At 57.0% G+C, this 17,916-nt stretch carries 15 protein-coding genes; 6 read left to right on the top strand and 9 right to left on the bottom strand.

Annotated elements, in window-relative coordinates; genetic code table 11:
• The 5 genes from NR201_RS01150 to NR201_RS01130 form a co-directional block, all read right to left on the bottom strand.
• Nucleotides 1-867 (bottom strand): ABC transporter ATP-binding protein, encoded by an 867-nt coding sequence (locus NR201_RS01150; protein WP_158149743.1) that lies wholly within the window; start codon nt 865-867, stop codon nt 1-3.
• The gene (locus NR201_RS01145; RefSeq protein WP_010670128.1) at nt 839-1,744 is read right to left on the bottom strand and encodes an ABC transporter permease; all 906 of its coding nucleotides are present in this window, start codon (nt 1,742-1,744) and stop codon (nt 839-841) included. Before NR201_RS01145 ends, NR201_RS01150 begins: the two co-directional genes overlap by 29 nt.
• Nucleotides 1,741-2,772 (bottom strand): ABC transporter permease, encoded by a 1,032-nt coding sequence (locus tag NR201_RS01140; RefSeq protein WP_010245000.1) that lies wholly within the window; start codon nt 2,770-2,772, stop codon nt 1,741-1,743. The genes NR201_RS01145 and NR201_RS01140 overlap by 4 nt, the downstream gene beginning before the upstream one ends.
• The gene (locus tag NR201_RS01135) at nt 2,769-4,400 is read right to left on the bottom strand and encodes an ABC transporter substrate-binding protein (protein ID WP_256849278.1); all 1,632 of its coding nucleotides are present in this window, start codon (nt 4,398-4,400) and stop codon (nt 2,769-2,771) included. Before NR201_RS01135 ends, NR201_RS01140 begins: the two co-directional genes overlap by 4 nt.
• 123 nt (nt 4,401-4,523) lie before the next feature.
• Nucleotides 4,524-5,678 carry a mandelate racemase family protein gene (locus NR201_RS01130; protein ID WP_010244993.1) on the bottom strand — a complete coding sequence of 385 codons (1,155 nt, stop codon included), beginning with the start codon at nt 5,676-5,678 and terminating at the stop codon, nt 4,524-4,526.
• Nucleotides 5,679-6,023: 345 nt separating this feature from the next.
• Between NR201_RS01130 and NR201_RS01125 the strand changes: the two genes are divergently transcribed.
• The 4 genes from NR201_RS01125 (at nt 6,024) to NR201_RS01110 (ending at nt 10,285) form a co-directional block, all read left to right on the top strand.
• Entirely contained in the window at nt 6,024-7,139 is a 1,116-nt protein-coding gene (locus NR201_RS01125; RefSeq protein ID WP_010670131.1) for an ABC transporter substrate-binding protein, read from the top strand.
• A gap of 165 nt (nt 7,140-7,304) precedes the next feature.
• Entirely contained in the window at nt 7,305-7,712 is a 408-nt protein-coding gene (locus NR201_RS01120; RefSeq protein WP_010244987.1) for a hypothetical protein, read from the top strand.
• Between the two features lie 12 nt (nt 7,713-7,724).
• Nucleotides 7,725-9,026 (top strand): sorbosone dehydrogenase family protein, encoded by a 1,302-nt coding sequence (locus NR201_RS01115; RefSeq protein ID WP_010670132.1) that lies wholly within the window; start codon nt 7,725-7,727, stop codon nt 9,024-9,026.
• Between the two features lie 626 nt (nt 9,027-9,652).
• Nucleotides 9,653-10,285, top strand: coding sequence for a DapH/DapD/GlmU-related protein (locus tag NR201_RS01110; protein WP_256849277.1), 633 nt, complete (start codon nt 9,653-9,655; stop codon nt 10,283-10,285).
• Nucleotides 10,286-10,298: 13 nt separating this feature from the next.
• Here NR201_RS01110 and NR201_RS01105 read toward each other — a convergent pair whose 3' ends face one another.
• Together NR201_RS01105 and NR201_RS01100 are read right to left on the bottom strand one after the other, a co-directional pair.
• Nucleotides 10,299-11,183 (bottom strand): EamA family transporter, encoded by an 885-nt coding sequence (locus NR201_RS01105; protein ID WP_089414192.1) that lies wholly within the window; start codon nt 11,181-11,183, stop codon nt 10,299-10,301.
• A complete protein-coding gene (locus NR201_RS01100) occupies nt 11,180-12,391 on the bottom strand; it encodes an MFS transporter (RefSeq protein ID WP_256849276.1) in 1,212 nt (403 codons plus the stop codon). The genes NR201_RS01105 and NR201_RS01100 overlap by 4 nt, the downstream gene beginning before the upstream one ends.
• Before the next feature lie 129 nt (nt 12,392-12,520).
• On the opposite strand from NR201_RS01100, the gene NR201_RS01095 reads away from it, so the two are divergent.
• Both NR201_RS01095 and NR201_RS01090 read left to right on the top strand, forming a co-directional pair.
• Nucleotides 12,521-12,976 (top strand): helix-turn-helix domain-containing protein, encoded by a 456-nt coding sequence (locus tag NR201_RS01095; RefSeq protein WP_010244971.1) that lies wholly within the window; start codon nt 12,521-12,523, stop codon nt 12,974-12,976.
• Nucleotides 12,977-13,330: 354 nt separating this feature from the next.
• Nucleotides 13,331-14,761, top strand: coding sequence for a cytosine permease (locus tag NR201_RS01090; protein ID WP_256849275.1), 1,431 nt, complete (start codon nt 13,331-13,333; stop codon nt 14,759-14,761).
• 92 nt (nt 14,762-14,853) lie between these two features.
• On the opposite strand, the gene NR201_RS01085 is transcribed toward NR201_RS01090, so the two are convergent.
• The gene (locus NR201_RS01085) at nt 14,854-16,176 is read right to left on the bottom strand and encodes an MFS transporter (RefSeq protein WP_010670137.1); all 1,323 of its coding nucleotides are present in this window, start codon (nt 16,174-16,176) and stop codon (nt 14,854-14,856) included.
• 191 nt (nt 16,177-16,367) lie between these two features.
• Nucleotides 16,368-17,381 carry a GT-D fold domain-containing glycosyltransferase gene (locus NR201_RS01080; RefSeq protein WP_256849369.1) on the bottom strand — a complete coding sequence of 338 codons (1,014 nt, stop codon included), beginning with the start codon at nt 17,379-17,381 and terminating at the stop codon, nt 16,368-16,370.
• Between the last annotated feature and the right edge of the window lie 535 nt (nt 17,382-17,916).

Below are 17,916 nucleotides of genomic sequence, written 5' to 3'. Positions count from 1 at the left end.
TTAGTCAGTTAGCCAGCTGGCGTGACGTTGTAACACCGGCAGACGCGTGCGCCGCCGATCAAGGTCGGGCAGTGCTGCCAGCAGTCCCTGGGTGTAGGGATGCTGCGCGCGGTCAAGTTCGCTGGCGGCCAGCGACTCCACTACGCGCCCGGCATACATCACCAGCACCCGATCGCAGAAGCTGCGCACCAGATTGATATCGTGACTGATAAAAATCAGTCCCAGACCGCGCGCTTTCACCAGATCATCCAGCAGCGCCAGCACCTGCAGGCGAACCGAGACATCCAGCGCAGAGGTGGGCTCATCGGCAATCACCAGTTCCGGCTCGGTGATCAACATCATGGCAATCATCACGCGCTGCCCCTGACCGCCGGAAATCTCATGGGGATAGAGCTGATATACCCGTTCAGGATCGCGGATCTGCACCTCCTCCAGCATCGCCAGCGCCCGCTGACGTGCCGCCGATTTCTGGCCGCGATGGTGACTGCGCCAGGCTTCGGCAATCTGTTCGCCAACCCGGATCACCGGATTCAGCGAATATTTCGGGTCCTGCATAATCATCGAGATGCGTTTGCCACGAATAGCGCGCATCTCTGCCGGGCTGGCGTGCAACAGGTCGATATCGCCAAACTGCATCCGGCTCGCCTCAATGCGCGCCTTAGCCGGATGCAGCTGCAGCAGGGCGCGACCCACGGTCGATTTACCGGAGCCGGACTCACCGACAATCGCCAGCTTCTCCTGATCGAGCTGAAAGGAGACGCCACGCACCGCCGGGGTTATCTGGCGTCCGTTAACAAAGTTTACGTGCAAATCGCGCACGTCGAGCAACGGCGAGGCGTTACTCACTGCGGGGATCGAGCAGGTCACGTAGGCCATCTCCTAAGAAGTTAAATGCCAGGCTGTTAATCAGGATCGCCAGACCGGGAACGGTCACCACCCACCAGCACTCCAGCATGTAGGTGCGGCCACTGGCGATCATCGCGCCCCATTCCGGATCCGGCGGCTGCGCGCCCAGCCCGAGAAACCCCAGCCCGGCGGCGGTGAGGATAATGCCCGCCATGTTCATGGTGATGCGGATAATTACCGACGGCAGGCAGAGCGGAATAATGTGCTTCCAGAGCACCCGCAGCGGCGACGCGCCCTGTAAGCGCACCGCCGAGATAAAGTCCGCCTGACGCAGCGACAGCGTTTCAGCGCGGGCCAGACGGGCTATGGGTGGCCAGGCGGTGAGCGTAATGGCGATCACCACATGCTCCAGACCCGGCCCCAGCGCGGCAACAAAGGCCAGCGCCAGTACCAGGCTCGGGAAGGAGATAAAGATATCGGTGACGCGCATCAGCACGCCGTCGACTTTGCCGCCAAAATAACCGGCGGTGACGCCCAGCAGCAGGCCCAGCGGCCCGACGGTGACCGATACCAGCAGCACGATGTAGAGCGTGATGCGTGCGCCCCACACCAGACGACTGAAGATATCCCGGCCAAACTCGTCGGTGCCGAACCAGTGGGCCGCGCCGGGAGGCGTCAGCGCATTGTTCAGATCCTGAACCAGCGGATGATACGGCGCGATCCAGGGCGCGAACAGCGCCACGATGCAGAGCACCAGCACAATGCCACCACCAATCGCGGTCAGGGGATTACAGGCCATGCGCCAGAGGAAATAGCCGCAGCGGGCAGCAAAACGCTGACAGCGCACCAGCCGCTCACGGGAATGACTCACAGACGCAGCGTCAAAAGAGATCGTCATACTTTGGTCCTCGGATCGAACACCTGATAGAGCAGGTCGGAGATCAGGTTAAGCAGCACAAAAATCAGACCCACCACCAGCACACAGCCCATCACCGCATTCATATCGCCCAGCATCAGACTGCCGGTGAGGTAGGAGCCAAAGCCGGGCCAGGAGAAGACGGTTTCAATCAGCACCGCGCCCTCCAGCAGCGAGCCATAGGCCAGCGCCACCACGGTCAGCAGCTGCACCAGGATATTGCGGAAGGCGTGCTGCCAGATCACCTGCCATTCAGTCAGGCCTTTGACCCGCGCGGTCAGAATGAACTCCTGCGACAGCTGCGCGAGCATAAAGCTGCGCGTCATGCGGCTGATATAGGCCATGGAGTGAAAGCCGAGCAGCGAGGCGGGCAGCACCAGATGATTCAGCGCATTCCAGAACACCTGACTGTTGCCCGCCAGCAGGGCGTCAATCAGCATAAAGCCGGTGCGACGTGGCACGATGCCATCCAGGCTGAAGTCCACCCGACCTGCGCCGCCGACCCAGCCGAGATGGGCATAGAACAGCAGCAGGCCAATCATGCCGACCCAGAATATTGGGGTGGAGTAACCGGCCAGGCTGAGCATCCGCACCACATAGTCGATGACGCTGTTGCGACGCGCCGCCGCCAGCACACCCAGCGGCACGCCCAGTCCTGCGCCAATCACAATCGCCAGCGTGGCCAGCTCTACGGTTGCCGGAAAGACGCGCACAATGTCATGCACCACCGGCTGACCGGTGAGCAGCGCATGGCCGAGATCCCCATGCAGCAGCGCGTTAAGGTAGATGCCAAACTGCACCCACAGCGGTTTATCAAAGCCGAGCTGGTGATAAACCTGCTGATAGGTGGCCTGATCGGCGTCAGGGCCGACAATCGCCAGCACCGGATCCAGCGGCATTACCCGGCCAATAAAAAAGGTCAGCAGCAGCAGGCCGAACAGGGTAATCACTACCTGCACCGCGCGATGGCTGATGCGGCGGCACTGAGTTCGGGTCAGGGTCAGGATCATAGGGTGCCTCCCGCTTTGGCTTCGGGGGTTTTCCAGACATCGCGGAGGAAGGTGGTCGCTGAGGGATGCGGCTGATAAGCCTGCACCCGGTTGCTGACCACCACGGAGTCGAGCATTTGTGAAATCGGCATCAGTGCAGGCACCAGCTGGTCATAGCGCTGCTGGATGGCGTAATAGGCCTGCTGCTGGCGGGTTTTGTCGCGCTCCACCAGCGCCTGATCGATCATGCTGTTGAGCTGTGCGTCGTAGAAACCGGTGCGCCAGCCCTGGAAGTTGGTCAGCCGGGCGCTGTCAGCATTATTCGGGTTATAGACCAGCGCGCGCAGACTGGAGTGGGGATGTGGCTCCACGCCGCTGCCGCCGCGTCCGACCAGCAGACTGAACTGGCGGTCGCGCATCGCGCCATAGATCTGGTTACCGGTGCCGGTGATGATTTTTGCGCGGATCCCGCCCTGGAGCAGCGTCGACTGCACCGCGATAGCGATGTTCAGAAATGGCTGATCGGCCAGCACCCGCAGCGTGGTGTCGAAGCCATCCGGATAACCCGCTTCAGCCAGCAGTGCGCGGGCGCGCGGCACATCGAGCCGGTAACCGGGATCGGGCAGCGTGGCGGGCATGCCAGCCTGAATCGGGCGCTGATGCAGCTCGCCATAGCCGGTCATCAGGCTTTTATTGATGCCCTGATAATCGACCAGGTAGCGTACCGCCTCCCGCACTTTGATATTGTCGAAGTGTGGATCTTTCATGCTCATCGCCAGGTAGTAGATCGTTCCTTTTCTTACCGCATCAATGGTGAGATCGGGGTCGTGCCGCAGGGCGCGCACGTCGGGGATCGCCATGTTACTGGCGATATCCAGATCGCCTTTCTCCATCATCAGCCGCAGGGTCTGCGACTCCTGCAGATGGCGGAACACCACCCGCGACATCTTCGCCTCGCCGCGCCAGTAATCAGCCGCACGACTCATGCGCAGCACATCTTTTGCCTGCCATACATCCAGCCGGAACGGGCCGGAGCCCGCTTCATGGGTAGTGAGCCAGCGGTTGCCCCAGTCGCTATCCACCTCATGCTGCTGCACTGTTTTGCTGTCCAGCACCACCATGCTGCCCAGCGCCGCCAGCGAGTAGATCACCAGTTGCGGATCGTTAGGTCTGGGCAGGGTGATCACCAGCGTGCGGTCGTCGGGTGCGGTAATCATCTGGTCAACGTTGTCACGGCTGAAACCGTACGATTTCCACACCGACGCCTGCGCCAGGTTCAGATGCAGCACCCGCCGCATCGACCAGACTGCATCGGCGCTGGTCAGCGGATTGCCGGAGTGAAACCTGACGTTGTCGCGCAGGTGAAAAGTCAGGGTGCGGTTATCCGGACTGACTGACCAGCGTTCCGCCAGCGCCGGGCGCACCTCGGTGAGTTGCTGCGGGTTCAGCTCGACCAGTCCGTCATAGAGATTCACGACAATGCCGACCACTTCGTTGCCGGTCATAGCGGCCGGATCCAGGGTGAGCAGGTTATTCATATTCATGCCGACGATCAGCTGGTCATCCGGGGTCTTTGCCTGGATTGACGCGCTGCCCGTCAGCACCAGCAGCGTGATCAGCCACGCGCCACATCGTTGTGTCAGGGTCATAGGTAAAGTCCAGCAGGTCAGAGGTTTTCCCGTTTACGACTCTGCCTGCTGCTGGCCACCGGGATGGCAGGCAGCAGGCGGGCGACGGGGTTATTATTGTTTGCCGTACTTCGGTAGTGCGATTTACCAGCGGTTCAGCGTGTGCGTCTCAATCCAGCTGAAGTTAATATCCTCCCCCAGCCCGCTGCGGGTGGGCAGGGTGACAAATCCCTGATCGTCCATCGGGTCGATCAGGCTGTTGAGGTAGGCGGGCGGGGTTTCATAATCCAGGAAGGGATGCAGCAGGCCGCGCTCATACCAGCGGCAGTTACGGATCGCCCCGACCACCGCCAGGCTGGCCGCACCGTTGCCGTGCACTTCGCAATCCATGCCAAAGGCTTCAGCCAGATTCGCCACTTTCAGGGTGGGCGAGATGCCGCCTACGCCGTTGGCACCGGCTCGCAGAATGTCGCAGGCTCCGGCACGCACCCAGTCGGCGCGGCTGTGATGTTTACCGCCCAGGCTCTCCGGACCAAGCACGTCGATAGAGAGGTTTTCGGCCAGCCAGGCGTAAGAGGCCATGCTCTCTTCCTCCATCGGCTCCTCGAACCAGGCGAAATTAAGCTTTTCCAGCGCCTTGCCGATGGTCAGCGCGTCACTGCGGCTGTACCAGTGGTAGCCATCCAGCATCAGCGCGATATCGGGGCCCACCGCTTCACGCACCGCCGCGCACGCTTTGATATCCATCGCCGGGCTGGGTGCGAAGGAGACTGGCGGCATCCAGGTGTGCAACTTGATCGCCTGATACCCACGCGCCACCAGTTTTTCCGCGAACTGCGCATACTCATCCGGCGTTGATAATCCACCGCTCAGCTCGTCACCACACATGGTGCTGCCGTAAGCCGGGATTTTCTCGCGATAGCCGCCCAGCAGTTTGTGGACAGGCTGTTTCAGCTTCCGTCCAATCAGATCCCACAATGCCTGCTCCACAGCGGAGAGCGCCCGCTCGGTGAGCTGATGGGCGCTACCGCGCTGCCAGTGCACCAGATCCTGCCAAAGACGCTCCCGGTCAAAGGCGTTCTGACCGATCAGCACTTTGCGGAAAAAGGCATTAACCACATGGGATCGCACCACTTCCGGCGGCGCAAAGGCGTAACCACAGTCGCCTTCCTCGCTGGTCAGGGTCAGTAGCGCCATCTGCGCATCATTTTCCGGGCCAGGGTGTGAGTGTCCTGCGCTGTCGGCGCAACGCTGGGTGGGATAGGTAAAAAGGGTGACATCAATGGCGCTGATCTTCACGGTTAAGCTCCTGTGGCAGTCTGTCCTGATGAATTATTAAAACGCTGTTTCATTTTCAATCTAGCCTTCACAATTCATTAACGCATTAGCCAAAACGATACGATTAATGGCTAATATGTGTGCAACTGCCCAGGGTGTTGTGAACATATTCACGAAAGCTGACCGTTTTGTGAGCAGCGACACGCTGCGCTTTTTCCTCTCAAGGGATCTCTTTGAGCGGAACTCCGCCAGTTAACCCCGCAGCAAAAACATTTAACCGGATGACTTCCCCTGACCACTGTTTTAGGTGATAGTAACGCCGCTTTACATTAATAATTCTCATTATCATTTGTGCGGGTTTTTACAATGAAAAAATGGTTTTTAGCGCTGGGGCTGCTCACGCTGGCAGGGACGGCTTCGGCCAAATTGATTACCGATGTCGCAGGCCGTCAGGTCGAGGTGCCGCAGGAGGCAAAACGCATCATTCTGGGTGAGGGCCGTCAGATGTATCTGCTGGCGGCATTTGATACTGATGCCCCATTTAAACGGGTGATTGGCTGGCGTGACGACTTCCCGAAAGCGGACTGGGACGGTTATCAGGCTTACGAAAAACGCTATCCGGAAATTAAAAAATTACCGACCTTTGGCGGGGCGAAAGATGGCACTTTCAATGTCGAGCAGGCGTTAACCCTGAAGCCCGATCTGGTGCTGATGAATCTGGAATCCAAAGCCGCCACCGATGAAGGCAAGCTGATTGAAAAACTGCAGGCAGTAGGCGTGCCGGTGGTGTTTATCGATTTCCGCGAAGCGCCGATGGTGAATGCGGAGAAAAGTATCCGCATCATGGGCGAACTGGTGAACAAACCGGCGCGTGCCCAGGAAATTATCACCTTCCGCCAGCAGCAGATTGATCTTGTCACCTCGCGTCTGAAGAACTTTACCGGCTACCGCCCGAAAGTGATGATTGACCGTGCAGGCGGCTACAGCGACGAGTGCTGCATGTCGTTTGGCAATGAAAACTTTGGTCAGATGGTTGAGATTGCGGGCGGTCGTAACATCGCTAAAGATCTGATCCCTGGCACCTTCGGCACCGTTAACCCGGAACAGATTATCGCCAGCCAGCCGGATGTGGTGGTGGTGACCGGCGCTAACTGGAAGAATTACAACACCGTGGGCAAATGGGTCGGCGTCGGTCCGGGTGCCAATGTCACCGAGGCTACCGCGCGTCTTAAGGGGCTGATGATGCGCGATGCTTTTAAAACCCTGCCGGTGGCGCACAACGGCAATGTCCACGCCATCTGGCATCAGTTCTACGACAGCCCTTACCAGTTTGTGGCTATCCAGGCGCTGGCGAAATGGCTGCATCCCGATCTGTTTGCCGATCTGGATCCGGACGCCACCTTCCGCACGTTCCACGAGAAGTTCCTGCCGCTGCCTTATCAGCCAGGATACTGGGTCACTTTACCCGCTGATAAACCCTGACTGACCGGCGATGACAGGGACGTCATCCGCCTGATTTGCAATTCCTCCTGAATAAACCCTCTGTTTCTCTTCAGATTTACTAATCTTTTACAGGCGCGGAGTCAGTTGCTCTGAGCAGCGCGACGTCTGACGCGGTCCGCATTCACGTTAAAAATGGAGAGAAACATGCGCAATACCCTGGGAAGATCGGCCTTTGCCGTGACGCTGTACGCTCTGCTGGAGCCGGTGCCGCTGGGCTTTTTTGTCGCGGCCTGGCTGTTCGATATTCTCTATAGCCAGACCTTTGTGCTGTTCTGGACGGATGCCGCAGGCTGGCTGATTGCGCTGGGACTGATACTGGCGATTGTGCCGCGACTCATCGCGCTGGTTTATCTGTTCCGCGGCAGTGACAGTGCGGAAAAGAGTCATTTCTGGCTCTGGCTGGTGGCGATTGTGATCGCTATCGTCAATGCGTTTATTCACAGCCGTGATGCCGCCGCTGTCATCCCGCTGGGCGTGACGCTTTCGACGCTGGTGGTAGCGCTGCTGCTGCTGGCGAATGTGCAACTTGCGTTACGTCAGCGTAGCGCTTAAGGAGGAGCCACCATGAAGATACCGCATAAAACGTTGCTCGCGCTTACCCTGACAGCACTGCTGGCAGGCTGTGATGATGGTGCGCTTGTCGATCCCCAAAAGCAGATCGGACCGAATCCCGAACTGCCGCAGGCACAGAACTTCTTTATGCCGCCGATGCAGGTGCCGGAAGGCACGCCGTGGAAAGCGGGCGAAATGCCAAAAGTGGCTGACGGGCTGAAAATCGAAAAGATCGCTGACAATCTGCAGCATCCGCGTCAGGTTTATGTGCTGCCGAATAACGATGTGCTGGTGGCGGAATCCAACGGCCCGGCCAAACCCACCACCCGGCCTAAACAGCTGATTATGGGCATTGTGCAGAAAGCGTCAGGTAAGGGCGGCGCTGGCGGCAACCGGATTACGCTGCTGCGCAACGTCAATGGCAAATGGGAGCAGCACCGCTTTATTGAGAATCTGCACTCGCCGTTTGGTATGCAGCTGATTGGCAATACCCTTTACGTCGCGAATGCTGACAGCCTGGTGAAGTTCCCCTATCGCGAAGGGGAGACGGAGATCCGCACCGCGCCTGAAGAGGTGACGGAACTGCCGGGTGGGCCGATTAACCACCACTGGACCAAAGCGCTGTTGGCCAGCCCCGATGGCAGCAAGCTCTATGTGGGTGTCGGCTCCAACAGTAACGTCACCGAGAACGGCATTGGCGCAGAGTATCGGCGTGCCGCGGTGCTGGAAGTGGACGCGGCCAGCGGTGCGAGCCGGATCTACGCCAGCGGATTGCGCAATCCGACCGGCTTACAGTGGGAACCGCAGAGCGGAAAACTGTGGGCCATCGTCAACGAACGTGATGAAATCGGCTCCGATCTGGTGCCTGACTACATGACCTCAGTGCAGGACAAAGGCTTCTATGGCTGGCCCTACAGCTACTTTGGTCAGCATGTGGATACCCGTGCCGAACCGCAGCGTCCCGATCTGGTTGAGAAGGCGATTAAGCCTGATTATGCCCTGAGTTCGCATGTCGCTCCGCTGGGGCTGCTGTTCTACGGCGCAGATAACATGCCGCAATACCAGGGCGGTGCGTTTATCAGTGAACATGGCAGCTGGAACCGTACGCCGCTGAATGGCTACAAAGTGGTGTGGGTGAAATTTGAAAACGGCAAGCCGGTGGGTCAGCCGCAGACGGTGGTCTCGGGCTTCCTGACGGACGACGAAAAGCAGGTGCGTGGATTACCGGTCGGCCTGGCCAGCGACAAACAGGGCGGTGTCCTGATTGCTGACGATGCGGGTAATACCGTGTGGCGAATCAGCGCCGCGAAGTAAGCATTGCGCTGCTTTTTTAAGCAGAAAGCAGGCATAAAAAAAGGATTTGGCATTTCGCCAAATCCTTTATTTTTTGTTCGCTACCCGGCTGGTAACCGCGCTGCGAACGAGGTGCTCAGCACTCTCCACAAACAAGATTGTAAAATGTGCGGCTAAGGATTTCAAGTTTCGCCAAAATGCTGTATGTTTATACAGGTGTTGAGTGTTGAGCATCGCCTCATTGTCGACTGGCCGCTCCCAGGGGCACGGTTTTAAAATCCCGGCAGGCATCAGGTGGTGCTGGCCTGTGGCTTTAACCATGAGTGCCGCTCAGCTCTCTCCACAAAGATGTGCTTAGGCGCCCGGCGGGTAGAGTCAAAGCCCTGGTTGCCGAACAGCGCGCTCCTGTAAAAGGAGAAGGAAAGTGATGGAACTGACTAAGCTGATTCTGGATCTTATCCGGGTCATCTTGCAGATCATCGTTGCCCTTATGCAACTGACCGGTCACGCAGGTTAACCGGAACTTGAAACAAGGCGGAGCTAACCACTCCGCCTTTTTTCTTTGTCAATTCTCTGTCATCGGAGGCGGGTAAGGTGGTGCGGCAAAGCACGCCGCCGGGGCGCTGCTTATCCAGACCGGGAGTTTTATGTCCATTGCCGCCGTTATGCCCGTCCGATTAGCGCACACCTGGATTGATGAAAGTGTGAAGATGCGCGAAACCACTGTGGGTCAGCAGTGTGAGATCCTGGCGCACAGCACGCTGGAGTATAGCGAACTGGGTGACTTCTCCTATGTCGGCGAACACTGCTGCCTGGCCGATACCCAGGTGGGGCGCTTCTGCGCCATTGCTAATCAGGTGCGCATTGGCGCGCCGAATCATCCTATGGACCGCGCCTCCCAGCATCGCTTTACCTACTGCCCGGAGTATTACCACCCCGACGCCCGACGCGATCAGGGTTTCTTTTCCGCCCGTCGCGCCGATCGGGTGATAATCGGTCACGATGTGTGGATAGGTCACGGCGTAATTGTGCTGCCTGGCGTCACCATTGGTGATGGTGCGGTGCTGGCTGCGGGTGCAGTCGTGACGAAAAACGTCGCGCCCTACAGCGTAGTGGGCGGTGTTCCGGCCAGGCCACTGCGGGTGCGCTTTACACCGGCTATCGCCGCACGTCTCCAGCGCATTGCCTGGTGGAACTGGCCGCTGGAGAAACTGCTGGCGAATCTGCCCGATTTTCAGCACGGTGACATCGAAGCGTTCTGCCAGCGGCACGGTGCATAACCCCACGGCGCCGTCAGCCGTTTTGTACGCCGAAATAGCGCACAACCCGCTGGCCATAGAGCCCGACAGCCAGTCCGGCGACGATCAGCAGCAGCGCGGCGATTTTCTGAGGTGAAACCGTTTCGCCAAATATCGCCACTGAACCCAGGATGCCGAACACCGGTACCAGCAGCGACAGTGGCGCGACCGTAGAAACCGGATAGTGTTTCAGCAGCCAGTTCCACACCCAGTAGCCCAGCAGGGTATTGGGATAGACCTGAAACAGTATCGACAACACCGCCTTCACATCCAGTTGGGTGAAGAGTGCGTGATAGCCCGCGCCGCCATTGACCAGCCCGTCCAGCAGGAAGAGTGGAATGGGTGCAAAGGCGCTCGACCAGACCAGAAAAGCAAAAACCTGCCGGGTGCCCGCTTTTTTATTGATGATATTCGCAATACTCCATGCGACCGCGCCTGCCAGCACCAGCAGCATGCCGGAAAACGTCACTGAGCCATCGGTAATGAAAAAAATGCTCAGCAGACCGGCGCAGGCCAGCGCACACCCGGCGATCTGATAGCGGTTAAGACGCTCTTTAAATACCCAGCCACCGAGCAGCAGCGTGAAGAAGGCGCTGAACTGCAGCAGCAGCGAGGCGATGCCCGCCGACAGTCCGGTTTTAATTCCCAGATTTACCAGACCCCACAGGCCAATCCCGAAGACCAGGCCATAGCTGATCAGGTAGCGCCACGGCACGTCCGGTTTTTTAATAAAGAACAGCGCTGGCAGGGCGCAGAGCGTAAAGCGGATAGCTGCCAGGATAAACGGGTCGACCGCCTGCAGGCCGAGCTTGATAACGGAAAAGTTAACCCCCCAGATGGCGGTGATCATGACGGCGAGCAGCAGATGCGTTAATTTCATGAGTGACGAACTCCGGACCAGCAGAGAAAGGCAGAGGCACTGACCGCTGCACCGGCATAGCAGACAGCCTGCCATCCCCAGTGTGTATAAAGCTGAGTGGCGGCGATGGCCCCCAGCGCACTGCCCAGCGAGTAAAAGCACATATAGGCACCCACCAGACGACTTGCCGCCTCGGGTCGGGCGGCCACGATCAGGCTCTGATTAATCACATGTACCGTCTGGACGGCGAAATCGAGCAGGATCACCCCGAAAATCAGCAACAGTAACGAGGTGTGAAGCGCGGCTATCGGCAGCCAGGAGAAGGTCAGCAACGCCAGGGCTAAGCCAGTGGCACGCTGCCCCAGGCCCAGGTCAGCCCATGTACCTGCTCTGGAGGCCGCCAGCGCACCGGCAAGTCCGGCCAGGCCGAACATCCCGATCTGGGTGTGTGACAGTGACAGGCCGGTAAGTGGCAGTACCATCGAAGACCAGAGCATACTGAAGGCCGCAAAAATCAGCAGCGCCAGGATCCCGCGTCTGCGCAGCTGCGGTTCCGTGAGGAAGAGACGGAAAACGGACAGTAAGAGGTGAGGATAAGATGTGCGCCGCGTCTGACCTGCTGTGGCGGGCAGCACTTTCGCCAGGATGAGCGAGATCAGGAGTAACAGGCAGGCAGCCGTCAGATAGACCGCCCGCCAGCCCGCCAGGTCAGCAATCATTCCGGAAACAAACCGCGCCAGCAGGATGCCGATCACGATGCCGCTGGTCACGCTGCCCACCACCTGTCCGCGCTGTTCTGGCGATGCCAGCATGGCGGCCCACGCCACCATTAGCTGCGTGACCACCGCCATTAATCCCACCAGCAGCATTGCGCAGAGCAGCGTCATCAGGTCTGGCGCAACCGCAGCAGTGATTAACGCCAGCACGGAAAGCAGCAACTGGATGATCACCAGTTTTTTGCGGTTCACGCAGTCGCCCAGCGGCACCAGAAAGATCAGCCCCAGAGCGTAGCCGCTCTGCGTGGCCGTTACCACTGTGCCAATGGTACCAGGGGAAACCTGCAGGCTGGCGGCGATCGACTCCAGAAGAGGCTGTGCCGAGTAAACATTGGCGACCGCCAGCGCAGAGGTGAGTGAGAACAAAAAGATCATCCGGGACGAGAGCACCGGGATCGCGGCTGGGGGCGAATCGGCTTCAGGATCACGCGCCTTGCCAATCGTACAGGTCATGTTGCTTTCCTTTCTGGTTTTTATTTGAAACTGGATTGGCGATATCTTTAACCGGGCTGGTTTTTTTTTGCAACTTCTTTTCGGAGTGGCTAAACTGGCATCATGAGACAGGCAGCGTGAGAGAAGAGCATGGCTAAGCAGGAATCCCTGAGAACCAGCGAGTGTCCGGTCGCCAGAACCCTGGAGTCGATAGGTGAGCGCTGGTGCATGATGATCGTGCGTGAAGCCTTTGATGACGTCCGCAGATTCAGTGACTTCCAGCGGAATTTGGGGCTGGCGAAAAATATCCTGGCGTCACGCCTGAAGCAGCTGGTGGAGATAGGGGTGTTTGAGGTTGCGCCGGCCTCCGACGGCAGCGCCTACAGCGAATATGTCCTGACCGAAAGAGGCCGTTCGCTGTTTCCGGTTGTGGTCGCGATGCGCCAGTGGGGCGAGCGTTACCTGTTTGAGAAGGGCGAAACCCACTCCGTGCTGCTGGATAATGCGGAAGGAAAGCCGCTGCCGCGCCTGGAGGTTATCTCTTCACAGGGGCAAAAACTGGAACCGGCCGACTGTCATCGTCAGCGGGTGGTTGCTGAAGGGTAACCGTCAGGGTTTTTCCTCTTCCGCACACTCTGAAACTGACAGGCCTGACATCGTACGTGTTACCCGATCATCGCTGTCGCCTGTAGCGGTGATCGACCAAAATACCTTACTCCCGTTTTACGCCCCGCCATAAGGGCGTTATCCCCCGGAAACAGGTCCCCGCGCTCCCTCATCCTTTCCTGCCCCATCATGACAGGCCTGTCGATATCATCACATTTTCCAATGACCGGTTGCCTTGTAACTTCCCGATGCGCATGACAATATCGCTGCTTGTATAGACATGTACTCTCAACCCTGGATTGGGCAAATCACGCTTTCAGTCAACACGTCTCTCACTGTTCCAGCGAGGAATCTATGTCGGTCAAATCATCTGTATCAGATTATTCAGGCTCAGAGAAACAGGGCCTGTCAGAAACCCGCTCCATTGATTACATCCCGTTGGGTGAACGTCATGGTCATCCCTTTAACCAGTTTACGCTCTGGTTTGGTGGCAATCTGCAAATCACGGCTATTGTCACGGGTGCGCTGGCCGTGGTGCTGGGTGGAGACGTCGTGTGGTCTCTTATCGGCTTACTGGTGGGGCAGATTCTGGGTGCAGCGATCATGTCTTTGCATGCGATCCAGGGTCCGCGCCTGGGTTTACCGCAGATGATCACCAGCCGTATGCAGTTTGGCGTGTTTGGTGCTGTTATTCCTCTGGTGCTGGTGTGCATTATGTATGTGGGATTTTCAGCCAGCGGGACAGTATTAGCCGGGCAGGCGCTGGCTAAACTTATCCATGTCAGTCATTCAACCGGGATGATCCTGTTCAGCATCCTCATCGTGATCATTGCGGTGCTGGGCTATCGCGTGATTCATCAACTGGGCAAGCTGGCGAGCGTCATTGGCGTTTTAGCCTTTGCTTATCTGTTTATCACGCTGTTCTCTGCACATGACCTATCAGCCGTGTGGCAGAATCAGCACTTTACCCTGGCAAATTTCCTGCTGGCGGTCTCCCTGTCTTCATCCTGGCAAATTGCCTTCTGTCCTTATGTTTCTGACTATTCACGCTATCTGCCAGCTGATGTCTCTGCAAAGAAACTCTTCAGTTCAGTCTTTTTTGGCACCGTACTTGGCACGCAGGCTTCAATGACGCTGGGAGTGATTGTCGCTGCCATTGCCGGAAGTGCATTTGCAGGCAATGAGGTCGGTTACATCGTGAGCATGGGTAGCACGGCGACCATGGCCATGGTGATTTATTTCGCCATTTGCTTTGGAAAAATCACGTTTACCACGCTGAACGCCTACGGCAGTTTTATGTCACTGACCACCATTGTCTCTGGCTTTCGTCAGCAAACCACGCTGAGTCGGGGCGGGCGCATCCTGTTTGTGGTGCTTATGGTTACGCTGGCCTGCGTCATTGCTCTGCTCAGTGAACCGGCCTTTCTGAAATCCTTCACCCACTTCCTGCTGTTTCTGCTGGCTTTCTTTGTGCCGTGGAGCGCGATCAGCCTGACCGATTTCTATCTGATCACCAGGGGCAGGGTTGATGTCCCGGCACTGTCGCAGCCGGACGGGCGCTATGGACGCTGGAACCTGGCCGGTATTACCGTCTATTTTCTGGGCGTGCTGGTGCAACTGCCGTTTATCGATAATCCGCTGCACCATGGATCGCTGACCTGGATTTTTGCCGGTAATGATGTCTCTTGGATCATCGGATGGTTTGCGACGGCACTGTTATGGCTGATCGCCAGCCGCTGGGATCGTCGGGGCATCCCCGAACAGTCAATTTATCCCGCCCAATAACAAGGTCAGGCCGCCTGAGCGGCTGCCTTTCAGGGAGTGTCACTCTTCGCGGGTGTGTGATCACCCGCGTGTCAGGAAATCCTCTTTTAAGATCAGGCGGCAGAAACGTCCGCTGCGCCGGTCTGCGCCTCGGCCACCAGCGGCTTCTCCGGTTGCAGTAGTGTCATTGCCAGCATACTGCCAAAGGCGATCAGTGCGGTGACGGTAAACATCGCGTTATAGCCGTAATATTCCGCCAGCCAGCCGCAGAGCATCGGAGAGATAATCGCTGCCAGATTGGCTATCGCCAGCGTCATGCCACTATAGGTACCCACCGACGCTTTAGGGGTGACATCAATCACCACCGACCAGTAGACATTGTTTACCAGTGCATTCAGCGCATTGCCCAGGGTCATCAGTGCAATAATCCCGGCAGCCGACTGCACATAGGGGATCGCCATAAAGCAGCAGGCGGTGCCGCACAGCGTGACGGCGGCAAACAGATTGCGCGCCAGACGCAGATTACGGAAGCGAGCCAGCAGGGCATCGGCAATGCGACCGCCCAGCAGCACCGTAATACAGGCGCCGCTCCACGGGATCATCGCGACGTACCACAGTGAGTGCAGGTCGTAATGGAAATTATCCTGCAGATATTTCGGCATCCAGGTCACCAGGGTAAAGGTGATGTAGAGGAATGAGAAGTAGCCCAGCGCGTTGCAGACCAGGGTGCGGCTGGTAAAGAAGCGCCACCAGGGCAGTGGTACGCTGTCGCCAGCGCTGCGGCGCTGGCCGGTCTGGATAAGCTGACGTTCTGCGGCGTTGGTATGTGGACTTTTCTCCGGGCTGTCGCTGAAGGTGCGGGCAAACAGCGCCATCGCCAGCAGGGAGAAAACACCGAGCAGGATAAACATCATGCGCCAGTCATGGGTCAGCAGCAGCAGGCCCACCGCAATCGGGGCGGTCAGCAGCGCGCCAACCTGGGTCGAGAGCAGGCCGATGCCCAGCGCAAAGCCGCGCTCATTATCGGGTGCCCAGTGAGCAATCGCCTTGTTCATCAGCGCATAGGCCGGGCCTTCGGAAAAACCAAACATGATGCGAAGGGCAGCAAAGCCCATAATGGCGGATCCGCCAAACAGCGCCATGCCCAGTTCCCCCGCCCAGGCGGTGGCGATCTCCAGCAGCGACCAGAGTACGCCTGCCAGCAGCCAGACTTTTTTCGTGCCGATACGGTCGGCAAGAAAGCCGCCACACAGCGAACCAAACAGATAGCCAAAGCCAAAGTAGCCCAGCACGGCACCGAGCTGGACTTTGCTGAAGTGATACTCCGCCGCAATGGCGTTGGCCGCAAACGACAGGGCGCCGCGATCGATATAGTTGATCAGGGCGATCAGGAACAGCAGTGAAAATATGGTGTAACGGTAACGGCTGGTTGTCATCTCACTTCTCCTGATTAAATGTCTCAGGAGAGCAGAAGCAAAATTGATGCCGGAAAGAGCATTTATCCGGCAAACCGCGGACAAGCACAGAATTCGGGCCCCTGAGCCCGCTCCGAAGGGGGTTAACTGAGCCCGCTAATAATTCGCCTGCGCATCAATGCGGTGCAGCCGCTGCCTGTCGGTGGTGAGGCTCAGGCGGCGTTATGATGGTTGGGGCTGACGTGTGGCAGCGGGATAACCACAGCTTGCGTGACTGCTTCTGTATCAGCCGTCCCGGCCTGGGGTATTTCGCCAACGTGTAGTAAAATCTGCTGCTGATAAGTCGCATCTGCCACCGTCGTCTGTTCACTCAGCAGTACGCCCGCCTCATTGACGTTTTTTCCGTCCACTTTTATTTTGCTGGTGGCACTGGCCAGCATCCACTCATATTCAATATCGACGTGGCCGCTATCAATACAGCGGATACCGTGCTGACTTAAATCATATGCCAGCACGGTTGCGGTCGGTCCTAATGAAATCAAGACCAGGTCAAAGTTGACGGCATTCTTTAAAACGGTATCAAACAGACGATCATAGACGGAAAAGGCATTACGATTCAGCGTCGTAATACGTTTCACTTCGCTGGCTCCCTCCAGTAAATCATTGCCTAAACCCAGACGCGTGCCGCTGCCTTCCACAATTAATACCCGGCGGCCCTGATAGAGCTGTTTAAATTTATCAAATATCGTCCGGGATAATTGCTTGCCTTTATAATCGTGATAGGGACGGGTCACCGAGGTATTTCCATAGTGGTACTGTTTATTCAGCAGAGCCTCATAATATTTAAAATAAAATGATTTATGGAAGAACCAGAACAGGGCCGACCCGCTCCGCATATTACGGGTGGTGCGAAAGGCATCCGGCAGACAGATCAGACAGTTCGGGTTGGCTCCTGAATCCTGCTGCAGCAAGGCTTTGAGTCGTGCAGAGAGATTCGGGTCAAATGGCTGAAAACCGATATTTTTATACCAGGTCATTTCCAGTTCACCGTCGCCATAACGGGCCAGGGATAATTGTGGGTTACGTAATAACAGATCGACAGTCTCTTCTATCGACATAACGGAATAACGCTTTACCCGTGCCTGCGCGGCAGGATAGCGAATGGCAGCATTAAGAAACTTAAAAGGGAAACGAAACTTGCGATAAATAGCGTGAAGTGCGGTCATAGTTAACCTGCCTGGTTTATTGCTGCCAGAAAAATCCCGCCTGCTGGCCGGATAAACGAATATAAGAGAGCTGATATATATCACAGATAAAATAAGCGTCATGCTACGGAATATCTGAAATCGTTTTCATCGGCAAAATGCCTTTTTTCATTAATCTATTTCCTGAGTGTTATTTTTCAGGAAAATAATAAAAAACGCGTTCAGGCTGGCACAATTAAAACTTTTAAACATCAGCGACACCGCACCAGCGTTGATGAAGCCGCCAATAACAGCAGCAGGGCAGTAACATTCCCGATTTCAGCAATAAGAGTTATTTCAGAACAGAGTTAATAAACCATTATGATTATTTGACTCTGAAAATCTTTCGTCGGGCACACTTTAGCTGGCGTTACAGAAGGGCGGCTTGTCTGTTAATTAATCGCCTTTGAACAAAAGGTGCGGTCGTTAGCAGCCTATGGTTAATTTTTTGTGATGGATATCCCGTAATCAGCCCTTCAGAAAGTAAAAAAAGCGGCCTGACCGCATTAACAGGTGA

Origin of the sequence: Pantoea sp. Fr-CA_6 (assembly GCF_024520895.1) — a bacterium.
GTDB lineage: Bacteria > Pseudomonadota > Gammaproteobacteria > Enterobacterales > Enterobacteriaceae > Pantoea > Pantoea agglomerans.
Note: the sequence above shows the minus strand (reverse complement) of the source record. Positions and strands in the feature narration are given on the sequence as shown.